Genomic DNA, 10,684 nt, shown 5'->3' on the forward strand with positions numbered 1-10,684 from the left:
GACACCCCTGCCCCCCGTCACCAGGCCCGCGACCCCGCCCGGCGTCATCCCGATCCCGCCGATCTTCCGGCGCCCGGACTTGGTCGTCTCGATCAGCGCCGATGCCAAGGCCGCCGCGGGCACCGATCTGCCCGTCACCGTCACGGTGACCAACAAGGGGACGATCAAGGCACTCGGCACCAGCGAGGGCCCAGTCGACAAGGCCTACATGGTCGACCTCGTGTGGTCGGTCGACAGCGACATCCCCGCGACGACGGCGGTGCACCCTGTCTACCAGGGCCTCACGAAGGACGACTTCGTCGAAGACGCGCTGGTCACGGGAGGCCGGATCAGCAACACCAAGTCCATCGCGCCCGGTGCGAGCGTCACCTACGAGCTCGCAGCCTACGTGCCCAAGGGCATCGAGCCCGGCACCTACTGGCTGGGGGCGTATGCGGACTCGATCGAACGGCTCGCCGAGTCGAACGAGGCCAATAACACGACGGCCAGGCAGGTCTCCGTCGGCACCGCACCGGGCACGGCCAACACGGTGCCACCAGGCGTCGATTTTTGGGTCCTCCCCTGGGCCGTCGGCAATACGCCGCTCTACAAGATCAAGCCGACCGGCCTCACCGACTACACCGACGGCTTGAGCGGCCGGGCGATGAGGGACGCACCCTTCGGTGCCCGCCTAGGCTTCCGCAGCGGCTACGACAGCCGTCTGCCGACGGCCAAGCTGGCCTATTACCGCTGGCAATACCGGCCGGTCGGTGGCGCCTGGACCGAGTTCACCGAGACGATCGGCGCACACTACGAACGCAAGGAGGGGTCCAAGGTCACCTTCCCCGTCTACGTCTTGGGACCCAAGCCGGTGAACGGCAACAATCTCTACGAGTTCCGCCCGAAGAAGCCGCCGTTCTCCGAGCCGGGCGTAACGTTTTCGTGGCCGGCCACGGACTGGTTCGGCGATATCTACAGCGGCCTGCTCAACACCTCCTCGCTGCCCGCAGGCGACTACGAGTTCAAGCTGGAGGTCTACGACGAGGACGGCACCCTGGTGATGCCCGGTGCCACGTCCTTCCGGTTCCTCGTCCCGACGAGCACCGCGGCCGACGGCACGGTGGTGACCGCCGCGGCACCGCCTGCGGCCATTGCCGGCGGCGGCTACGTCTTCCGGCTGCATATCGACAACCGCCGCACGGCCGCAGCGATCGACGCACCGGCGCTCGCCGGCGGGTCGGCGACGGATGACTGCGGCTTCCTGCTCTACGACAAGGCCCTGGCACCGACCGACGCGGACGCCAGGATCCGACTCGCCTTCCACGCCACGCATCCGGCGGATCATGCCGTATTCGCGTTCGATGTCCGCCGCGCCACCACGCCGGTCATCGATGTGGATGCCGAAGTCTCCGCCGCCGCGGCCGGGGGATTCGTCGGCGACGGCTCCGGCAACTTCTCCGCGTCGCTCCTGCGCACCCAACTGCTCGGGGGCTGCGAGAAGGCCGCCTTCGCAGAGGTCTTGAGCGTGCTCCCGAAGGCCACTACGGGCTGGGGGCAGCGGATCACCGCCTATGACGCCTATGCGGTGCGGGCCTTCGCACTCGCCCCGCAATGACCTGAGGACCGCCCGTCCAGGCGCTGCCGGCACGAGTCCCCGCAGCGCCTGGACGGCCCGATCCTGCCGCCGAGCCCGCCCGCGGGGTTACAACGACCCCACGCCCGCCTGTCTTGGCCGGCACGGCCTCGAAAGACCCCCGATGGATCCCAAACTGGATCCTCGTACCCACGAGAAGACATCCGTCCGATCGCCACACCGCCGTACTCGGGTCATGATCCTACGAGCGGCAGTCGGACGGCGCCCGAGGTGCGCCGCGCGGTGTCCGGCAAGGCATAAGGAGACGCGATCGCCGAGCGATTGCCACGACTCGGAACACCGCCGAGCGCCGCGCGCGACCTGCATCGGGCGCCTTGGCGGCCTTCATCGAGCGGGTGAGCGGGGCCCACGTCACGCCTCTGGACCGTTTCAACGACTTCAATCCATGAGGAGACGGTCAACGGCCGTCTTTGGGATCATGCGACACGGACTCGTCCGGTGCCGACAACCACCCCGGCGAACCACGTCGCCGACGCGGCTTCTCGGGGCCGCTCCGCGTTGCACCCGACGGTAGCCGACCACAGGGTGCCCCGATCGTCACCGTCGCTGTCGCAGAAGGGATGTCCAGGAGATCGGGCACCGACCGATCGCAGCGACCCGGCCAGAAGAGAACACGGGGGTTAGACCGCCCATGCTGCCACCAATCTCACCCGGAGACGAGCGGCGCATGCCGCCATCGGGCGCCCTGCTCGCGCTGGGCTTCCGTCCCTTCTTCACGCTCGCCGCGCCGTTCGCCGCGGTCGCGATCCTGGCCTGGGCGATCATCTACGCCCATGCGCCGACCTCAACACCGGGCGGCCTGCCGGCGATGCTCTGGCATGGCCACGAGATGGTCTACGGGTTCGCCCATGCGGCGATCGCCGGTTTCCTGCTCACCGCGGTGGCCAACTGGACCGGCGTCGGCACGATCCGCGGCCCGGCCCTCGCCGCGCTGGCCGCCCTCTGGCTGACGGCGCGGCTCGCCTATCTGCTGCCGAGCGGGGCGGCGCTGGCGTTCGGCGCGGCGGCCGACCTGCTGTTCGGCGTCGGCCTGCTCGTCGCCATCGCCGCACCCGTCGTCCGCGTACGGCAGTGGCGACAGCTCGGCCTCCTGACCAAGGTCGCCCTGCTGCCGCTCGCCAACGCCCTCTACTATGCCGGGGCACTCGGACATCTCCCGCAAGGCACCTACTGGGGCCTGTACGCCGGCCTCTACCTGGTCCTCGCGGTGCTGTTCACCGTCGCGCGCCGGATCATGCCGTTCTTCATCGAGCGTGGCGTGCCGGGGGCCTTCACACCGCGCAACCGACGCTGGATCGACCTCGCCAGCCTGGCGCTGTTCCTCGTCTGGGCGCTCCTGGACATCCTCACCCGCCAATCCCAGCTCGTCGCCTGGCTCTCGGTCGGCCTGGTCGTCGTCCACGCCTGGCGCCTGTGGGATTGGCACACGCCCGGGATCTGGCAGCGCCCCCTGCTGTGGTCGCTCTACGTTGGCTACGGCTTCCTCGTCCTCGGCTTCCTGCTGAAGGCGCTGTCGATCTGGGCCGGCATCTGGCCCTCGCTCGCGGTCCACGCCTTCGCCGTCGGCGGCATCGGCCTGATCGCGATCGGCATGATGGCCCGTGTCAGCCTCGCCCATACCGGCCGCGACCCGCTCGCCCCGCCGCGGATCCTGACCCCGATCTTCAGTCTGGTCCTCCTCGCCGCCGTCCTGCGCGTCGTCGCACCGCTCGCCTGGCCCGCCCACTACCAGCTCTGGATCGGCGCCTCGCAGGTCCTCTGGATCGCCGGCTTCGCCATCTTCTCCTTCCGCTTCCTGCCGATGCTGGCCAGGCCACGCATCGACGGACGCCCCGGCTGAGCGGCTGCCCCCGATCGAACACGGCCAAGGGCCGTCATGCCCGGGCGGAGCAGGCCTGTTCGGACGAGGGCAGCCGGGGTGACGGGCGCGGCGGGGTCGGTGCGGTTTGCCGAGGCAACGGGCGATGGGCGCGGCGACGGCTGGGACGAAGGCCGCGGCGATGGCCGGGGCGGCGGGCGGCGCGTCAGCCGGGGCGGGATGCGCTGCGCTTTCCCCGCATGGCGGGATGCGCTGCGCTTTCCCGCCCTACTGGCCCGTGTCCGCTCGCCGGGCGGCGTTCAGTCCGGCTCGTCGATCTCGACGGCCCATTCGGATCGGCGGGACGCGATGAAATCGGCGACGGCGGTCGGGTCGTTCAGGTCCAGCCGGACGGGATGGCCCGCCGGCAGCGGGCCGTCGGTCGCGACGGCGAGGATGTCCGGATCGTCGGGATAGAGGGGCGTCCCGCCCCGCGCCGGTCGGTAGACCTCGATCTTCGCGAAGCGCGCGTGTTTGAAGCCCTCCACCAGGATCAGGTCCAAGACGGTCGTATCGAAGCGCGCCAGCAGCTCCGGCAACGCGGGCTCCCGCGCGTCGGTCGGGTTCTCGACCTGGAGCGCCCAGCGGCGCCGCGAGGCCAACAGGGTCTGCGTGGCACCGGCCTCGCGCACGCCATGGCTGTCCTTGCCCGGTCGGTCGAGATCGAAGGTGTGGTGCGCGTGCTTCAGATAGCCGATGCGCAGGCCCCACCCGCGCAGGAGCGGGACCAGCCGCTTGATCAGGGTCGTCTTGCCGCTGCCGCTGGCCGCGACGAAGCCGATGACGGGAACGATGATCCTGGGCATAGGAGAGCCGGCGAGCACCTGACGATCGCCGCGGGGCCTCAACGGCCCTCGGCGCGCTCGAACAGGGCCATCGCCTCGAGGTGGTCGGTGTGGGGGAACATGTCCATCGCGCCGGCGGCGACGAGCCGGTAGCCGAGGTCGTTCACGAGCCGGTCGGCATCGCGCGCGAGCGTCGCGGGGTAGCAGGAGACGTAGACGAGGCGCTGCACGCCGAGGCGCGGCAGCCACTCGAGGACGGCGAGCGCGCCGCTGCGCGGCGGGTCGAGGAGGGCCTTGTCGAAGCGGCCCTCGAGCCAGGGCGAGAGGGCGCCCTCGCCGTAGAGGTCGGCGACCTCGAAGCGCACGTTCGCGAGGTGATGGTGTTCGGCATTGCGCCGCGCCCGCGCGACCAGGCCGGCGTCGCCCTCCAGGCCCAAGACCGCGCCGGCCTGGCGGGCGAGCGGTAGCGTGAAGTTGCCGAGGCCGCAGAAGAGGTCCAGCACCCGCTCGTCGGGCTGGGCGTCGAGCAGCCCGAGGGCCTGGTCGACCATCGCCCGGTTCAGCTGCAGGTTCACCTGCGTGAAGTCCGAGGGCTCGAAGGCGATCCGCACCTGGTGGTGCGGCAGGCTGTAGTGCAGCGCGATCGCCTGCCCCGGCAGCGGTCGGATGGTCTCGATGCCGCCCTCCTGCAGATAGATGTGCAGGCCGGTCTCCTCGCCGAGGGCCGCGAGCCGCGCGAGATCGTCCGCGCTCGGCGGATCCAGCACCCGGAAGACGAGCACCGCGGGGCCGTCGCCGATCGCGATCTCGATCTGCGGCAGGCGCTCGCGGATCGACAGGTCCTGTAGCGCCGCGGCGATCGCCGGGATGCGCTCGCCGACGGCGGGGTGGAGGATATCGCAGCGGGTCAGGTCGGTGACGAAGGCACTGCGGCGCTCGCGAAAACCGACCAGCACCCGCCCCTTCTTCGGCACGTAGCGCACGCCGAGCCGCGCCTTGCGCCGATAGCCCCAGGGCTCGCCCGACAGGGGCGCGAGCCAGGTCTCGGGCGTCACCTTGCCGATGCGTGCGAGGACCTCTTGCAGGATCTCCTGCTTGACGCGGACCTGGGCAGGCGCCGCCAGGTGCTGGAGACGACAGCCACCGCAGACGCCGAAGTGCGGACAACGCGGCGCGACGCGCTCCGGCGAGGGGCGCTCGATGGCGACGACGGCGGCCTCGTCGTAGTGGCGCTGGAGGCGGGTGTAGCGGGCCTGCACTCGCTCGCCGGGCAGCGCGCCGTCGACGAAGACCGCCTTGCCCTCGAGGTGGGCGAGCCCGCGGCCGTCGTGGGTCAGCGACTCGATCTCGACCTCGATCGGCTGCTCGGGCAGTGGTTTGCGCTTCTTGGACAACGGACCCTCCCGGGTCACTCGGGGAACAGGCCGGTCGAGAGGTAGCGATCGCCGCGATCGCAGACGATGATCGCGATCACCGCCCCGCGCGTCTCGCCCGAGAGTTCCAGGGCGGCGGCGACCGCCCCCCCTGAGGAGACGCCGGCGAAGATGCCTTCGCGCGCCGCCAGCTCGCGGGTCGTCTGCTCGGCGCGCTGTTGCGAGACGTCGATGATGCGATCGACGCCGGCCGGATCGTAGATCTTCGGCAGGTAGGCCTCTGGCCAGCGGCGGATGCCGGGGATGCTCGCCCCCTCGGCCGGCTGCACGCCGACGATCTGGATCGCCGGGTTGCGCTCCTTGAGGTAGCGGCCGGTGCCCATGATGGTGCCAGTCGTGCCCATCGCGCTGACGAAGTGGGTCACGGTGCCACCCGTATCGCGCCAGATCTCTGGGCCGGTCGTCTCGTAATGGGCCGCCGGATTGTCCGGATTGGCGAACTGGTCGAGGCGCAGGCCCTCGCCGCGCGCGGCCATCGTGTTGGCCAGATCGATCGCCGCCTCCATGCTGCCTTCCCGCGGGGTCAGGATGATCTCGGCGCCGAAGGCCTTCATGACCGCGCGGCGCTCGCGGCTCATGTTCTCCGGCATGATCAGGACCATCCGGTACCCCTTGATCGCGGCCGCCATCGCCAGCGCGATGCCGGTGTTGCCGCTGGTCGCCTCGATCAGGGTATCGCCGGGGCGGATCGTGCCGCGCGCCTCGGCGCAGCGGATCATGTGCAGCGCCGGGCGGTCCTTGACCGAGCCGGCCGGATTGCTGCCCTCGAGCTTGACTAGCAGGGTGTTGTCGGTCTCGCCCGGCAGGCGCTGGAGACGGACCAAGGGCGTGCCGCCGACCCGGTCTTCGATGGTGGGGTAGATCATGCTCGACGCATCCGCGGTGCCAGTCGTCTTGAGGGACGACTGATTGTGCAACAGACTCGCCGGCAGGACCAAACCCACCCCTGCGGCGGATCCGCTCCGATCCCCAGGCAATTGCCGGCGAGGCGTGGCAGCTGCCGCCCCGAGGGTGGTCCGAGCCCGGCCGGTGCCGACTCGATGCCCCCGCGCGAGGCGAGGATGCCCCAGTGCAGCCCGTCGAGGATGGACCAGCCCCCATTGGATCACCCCGAAAAAGGCCGCAGAACGGGTCGGTCGAGGACCCACCCCGCCAGGGTCTGGACAGGGACCGAGCCATGGCGCTAAGGTCCTGTCGGAGCGAACACATGGAGGACGTTCCGATGACCGCGAAAGATCTCGAGCAGGGAGCCGAATGGGTCGTGCGCGACGAAGCCATGGCGCTGTCGGCGGTGGGCGGCGACGCGGACCTGGCCAGCGAGCTCTATGCGATCCTCTGTGCCGAGCTGCCCGCCGATCTGGCAGAATTGCGCGCGCACGGCGCCGCCGCCGACTGGACCGGCCTCGCCGAGACCGCGCACCGGGTCTGCGGCGCGAGCCGCTACTGCGGCGTCCCGGCCCTGGATCAGGCCCTCGCCGGACTCGAGCACCTCGCCCGCGGCGGCGACGACCCCGAGGCGATTCGCACCGCCCTCGAGCGCGTCGCCGCCGAGATCCGACGGCTGGTGCCGACGGCCTGCTGAGGACAGCGGCGACGGCGCCGCCCGGGGCTGGAAAGACTGGCCGCCGGCCCCGACCTGATCGCCACCACCTACGAGATCGAATCCATGCCTTCACCCGTGCTGCGCCCTGGCCGCGCCGTCGGCCTCGCGTTCCTCCTCGCCGCCCTGGCCGGCACCGCGGCGCTCGCCAACCCCTGGCCGACCTTCACCGACCCGGCACCGGGTCCGACGAGGGCTATCGGCGCGGCGGCCAACGGGTGCCTGGCCGGTGCCGCCGCGCTGCCGGCCGCCGGGCACGGCTTCGTCAGCATCCGCCGCGAGCGCAACCGGTTCTATGGCCACCCGGTGCTGATCGAATTCGTCACCGACCTGGCGGCACGCCTCGCGTACCAGACCGACCGGCTCTTGATGATCGGCGACCTCGCCCAGCCCCGCGGCGGGCGGATGGCGTCCAGCCACGCGAGCCACCAGAACGGGCTGGATGTCGATGTCTGGTTCCGGCTCGCGACCTCGCCCGATCAGGCCCGCCGCGAGACCGCCGACGGCCGCGACCCACCGAGCATGGTCGAGCGCGACGGCCTGACACTGACCCCGGAATGGGGTCCCGAGCAGCGCCTGCTGCTCAAGAGCGCGGCCGAGGACTGGCGGGTCGAACGGATCTTCGTCAACCCGGCGATCAAGCGCGCCCTCTGCGAGCGCGAGGCCGGCGAGCGCGCCTGGCTGCGCAAGGTGCGCCCCTGGTACAAGCACGACGCCCACTTCCACGTCCGCCTGCGCTGCCCGGCCGACAGCCCGGCCTGCATCCAGCAGCCCGCGCTGCCACCCGGCGACGGCTGCGACGCCACACTCGCCTGGTGGTTCTCCGAGGAGGCCCGCCGGCCCGCCAAGGCCGAGCCCAGTGCCCCGGCGCCCATGCCGAGCGCCTGTCGGGCCTTACTGGAGGCCGGCTAAGCCAGGGTGCGCGCATGCGCCGTGGCGACGCCCCGAAAGGTGAAACGGCGCGTTGCTCGGCCACCCGACCGACGGCCCCGCGAAGACCGGCACGGCCGCGTAGATACCGGGCCAGTTGCGCCCGCGCGGCCGTGTAGGGGAAGGCCCGGGTCGCACGCGCCCTAACCCGACAGGCGGTCGCCTGTCTTACGGTGACCACATCGGCGCGCCCCGCAACGTCCCTCGCCGGGGCACGCGACACCGCCCAAGGCACCAGAACACTGCGAGGAATCACAGGTGGCACTGCGAATCAAGAGTCATTGGTGGAACGAAGGGGCGACCCGCTCGCTGCCCGAGATCGCCTCGGCGCTGGCCGCGATCGCCTGGCGCATCGCCCTCGACAAGGCGATCAACCTGCACTGCGAACGGTTCCTCTACCGCGACGACGCCCAGCGCCTCGCGGTAATCGCCGAATACCTCTTCTTCCTGATCCAGATCGGCGATCGTCTGGCCCACGCGCGCCTCGACGACGCCGAGCGGCGTGAACTGATCAGCGCCTTCGCCGCCAAGGTCATCGGACATGTCCAAGACAACAGCCAGGACCTGCTCGGCCCCGGCGACTACGGACGCCCCTTCATCGCCGGGCTCAACGAGCGCTCCGGCGAGTACGCCGCCTTCCAACTGGAGGACGACGGTCCGAGCTACGCCTTCCTGCGCCACCTCGGCCACGAGATCCAGTCGCTGATGGGCCGCGACGAGGAGAACCGCTGGATCATCGATCAGGTCATGGACAAGGACGGCTACGAGGCCTACAAGCGCTTCGCCCGCGCCTTCCAAGATCTCCTCGGGTCCTGAGGTACGATCGAAAAGACAAGCCGCACGACCCCGCCCCCGATGTCCGGTTACCGTGAACGTCCGCTGTGGCGGGTGTGGGGAGGACGATACCGGCCTTGCGCCAGTGCGGTTCGCAAGCTCACCGCACCCTACCGGTTTCGGGCCACGGGTTGGCGCGCGTCGCCATGGGCGTTGGCACGCCCGCACGGTGTCCGCCGCGAACGAACGGCCTGGCGCGCACCGTAACCCGACATTCGGCGCGACCTGTTTCACGATGACGTGACCGAGCTACCCGTCATTTTCGAACCGGTACCGGGGGTCACGGAACCCAGGGCAGGTTCTACCAGGCAAAAAAATCCCCGCCAGTGCGGGGGAACACGACGCGGGGAACACGACAAGGAGCAGGGGCTTGGCTTGTGGAGACCTTGAAAGATCGCCTTCCGGCGATCTTTCAAGGAGGCGGAGCAGAAACGCGATGTCCGACCGGCGGCGGGCACCTGAATCGCTCAAGTTGTCCTCATGTCTCGGGCGATTGGAGCGCGACGCGCGCGGTAAGTTCAACTCAGTGGAACCCGCCTCGGCGGCCGATGCCGATCGATCCAGGCGGTCGCCACCTGGGCGGGCGCAATCGAGGACTCAGGCGATTGCCGGCAACAAACCTACCGGATGACGCCGAACTTTCGTTTGTCTTCAAGGAGCGAGCGCGGGAGCATAGCCCAGCTATGTGAGTGCGCTCGCGACACAGAAGGCGGGCGAAAAGACAAGCCAGACGGTATGTTTGTTGACAGAAATCGCCTCAGGCCCCGAACGCGGCCCCGCAACGGCACAGCGGGGCGCGCGGATCGACGCACGGACGCCGCGCCATCGCCGGCCCGAACGCGCCCGCCTGTCGCCCCGGCTCGGTCGGCAGATCGCCCAGGCCGAGATAGCGCGCCGAGTCGCAGAGGAAGCGCTCGACCAACTGTTGCTGAGTTGCACCGAAGTCACGTCGCGTCATGGTCTCACCTCGCCCCGATCGCTTACCTACCGCCACGGTAGGTTATAAGGGACCATAGATCCCCCATGCGGAACAAGCTGGACTTTATATGGTTATTGCCGCTAAAGTTGCGCCCCGCGGCAGCGGGCCTTCCATGCTGCCCACGAGGTCGGATTTGCGTTGATGGATTCCGGCCTCACTTTGCGATGAGAACGGGCCGGAGAGGCCGCGCGGCCGACCTGGCATGCGCCGCGTGCCGCCGGCTCGACCCAAATCCCACATGTTGTAGATCCATCCCGGGACCGTCGGGCCGGCGAGGGCCTTTGGCGGCGCCCAACTGAGGTAATTCATGCCCATTCGCATCAGTGGAGACATGCTGGCCTTGGATGCCAGCATCCGATCCATCATCGAGGGCCAGGCCGAACGCCTGGCCGCCCGCTTTCCGGATCGCGAGATCCGCACCGAGGCTCGCATCCTCGAAGAATTCGACCCCATCCGCGGCCATCGCGTCCGCTGCGAACTGCGCATCGATCTGCCCGATCGGCGTCAGATCGTCGTGCGCGAGGCGAAGCGCGAGGCGGCCGAGGCCGTCACCGCCGCCTTCGCCGCCGCCAAACCTCAGCTACGCCGCCTGAGCCGCCCCACCCTCGCCGCGCCGACCACCGAAGCCGCCC

10 protein-coding genes are annotated in these 10,684 nt (G+C 70.1%); 6 read left to right on the forward strand and 4 right to left on the reverse strand.

What is annotated here, in order from left to right; all coding sequences use genetic code 11:
- Positions 1-1,594, forward strand: a 1,594-nt coding sequence (locus CKO41_RS16900; RefSeq protein ID WP_200383144.1) for a CARDB domain-containing protein, incomplete at its 5' end; no start/stop codon positions are given.
- 706 nt (positions 1,595-2,300) lie between these two features.
- Positions 2,301-3,473 (forward strand): NnrS family protein, encoded by a 1,173-nt coding sequence (locus CKO41_RS16905; protein ID WP_200383145.1) that lies wholly within the window; start codon positions 2,301-2,303, stop codon positions 3,471-3,473.
- A gap of 278 nt (positions 3,474-3,751) precedes the next feature.
- On the opposite strand, the gene mobB is transcribed toward CKO41_RS16905, so the two are convergent.
- From mobB to cysM, 3 genes are read right to left on the reverse strand one after another with little or no spacing between them, the layout of a single operon-like run.
- A complete protein-coding gene (gene mobB / locus CKO41_RS16910; RefSeq protein WP_200254453.1) occupies positions 3,752-4,297 on the reverse strand; it encodes a molybdopterin-guanine dinucleotide biosynthesis protein B in 546 nt (181 codons plus the stop codon).
- A gap of 38 nt (positions 4,298-4,335) precedes the next feature.
- Positions 4,336-5,670: a 23S rRNA (uracil(1939)-C(5))-methyltransferase RlmD gene (rlmD, locus tag CKO41_RS16915; RefSeq protein ID WP_200254451.1), complete on the reverse strand. Its 1,335-nt coding sequence runs from the start codon at positions 5,668-5,670 to the stop codon at positions 4,336-4,338.
- Positions 5,671-5,684: 14 nt separating this feature from the next.
- Entirely contained in the window at positions 5,685-6,575 is an 891-nt protein-coding gene (gene cysM, locus CKO41_RS16920) for a cysteine synthase CysM (protein ID WP_200254450.1), read from the reverse strand.
- Positions 6,576-6,931: 356 nt separating this feature from the next.
- Here cysM and CKO41_RS16925 point away from each other — a divergent pair, with 356 nt between their 5' ends.
- From CKO41_RS16925 to CKO41_RS16935, 3 genes are all read left to right on the forward strand, one after another.
- The gene (locus CKO41_RS16925; protein WP_200254448.1) at positions 6,932-7,291 is read left to right on the forward strand and encodes an Hpt domain-containing protein; all 360 of its coding nucleotides are present in this window, start codon (positions 6,932-6,934) and stop codon (positions 7,289-7,291) included.
- An 84-nt stretch (positions 7,292-7,375) separates the two neighbouring features.
- Complete coding sequence (mepA, locus tag CKO41_RS16930; protein WP_200254446.1) at positions 7,376-8,221, forward strand: penicillin-insensitive murein endopeptidase; 846 nt, start codon at positions 7,376-7,378, stop codon at positions 8,219-8,221.
- A 276-nt stretch (positions 8,222-8,497) separates the two neighbouring features.
- Positions 8,498-9,055 (forward strand): hypothetical protein, encoded by a 558-nt coding sequence (locus CKO41_RS16935; protein WP_200254444.1) that lies wholly within the window; start codon positions 8,498-8,500, stop codon positions 9,053-9,055.
- Between the two features lie 775 nt (positions 9,056-9,830).
- Here CKO41_RS16935 and CKO41_RS16940 read toward each other — a convergent pair.
- Positions 9,831-10,031 carry a hypothetical protein gene (locus tag CKO41_RS16940; RefSeq protein WP_200254442.1) on the reverse strand — a complete coding sequence of 67 codons (201 nt, stop codon included), beginning with the start codon at positions 10,029-10,031 and terminating at the stop codon, positions 9,831-9,833.
- Positions 10,032-10,359: 328 nt separating this feature from the next.
- On the opposite strand from CKO41_RS16940, the gene CKO41_RS16945 reads away from it, so the two are divergent.
- Positions 10,360-10,684, forward strand: a 325-nt coding sequence (locus CKO41_RS16945; RefSeq protein WP_200383146.1) for an HPF/RaiA family ribosome-associated protein, incomplete at its 3' end; no start/stop codon positions are given.

The sequence above is a fragment of the Thiococcus pfennigii genome (assembly GCF_016583835.1).
Classification (GTDB): Bacteria; Pseudomonadota; Gammaproteobacteria; order Chromatiales; family Chromatiaceae; genus Thiococcus; species Thiococcus pfennigii.

Excerpts from the sequence above, each read along its gene's own strand:
- CKO41_RS16905 (WP_200383145.1), top strand. The coding sequence starts at position 2,301 with ATGCCGCCATCGGGCGCCCTGCTCGCGCTGGGCTTCCGTCCCTTCTTC.
- CKO41_RS16940 (WP_200254442.1), bottom strand. The coding sequence starts at position 10,031 with ATGACGCGACGTGACTTCGGTGCAACTCAGCAACAGTTGGTCGAGCGC.
- mobB (WP_200254453.1), bottom strand. The coding sequence starts at position 4,297 with ATGCCCAGGATCATCGTTCCCGTCATCGGCTTCGTCGCGGCCAGCGGC.
- mepA (WP_200254446.1), top strand. The coding sequence starts at position 7,376 with ATGCCTTCACCCGTGCTGCGCCCTGGCCGCGCCGTCGGCCTCGCGTTC.
- CKO41_RS16925 (WP_200254448.1), top strand. The coding sequence starts at position 6,932 with ATGACCGCGAAAGATCTCGAGCAGGGAGCCGAATGGGTCGTGCGCGAC.
- cysM (WP_200254450.1), bottom strand. The coding sequence starts at position 6,575 with ATGATCTACCCCACCATCGAAGACCGGGTCGGCGGCACGCCCTTGGTC.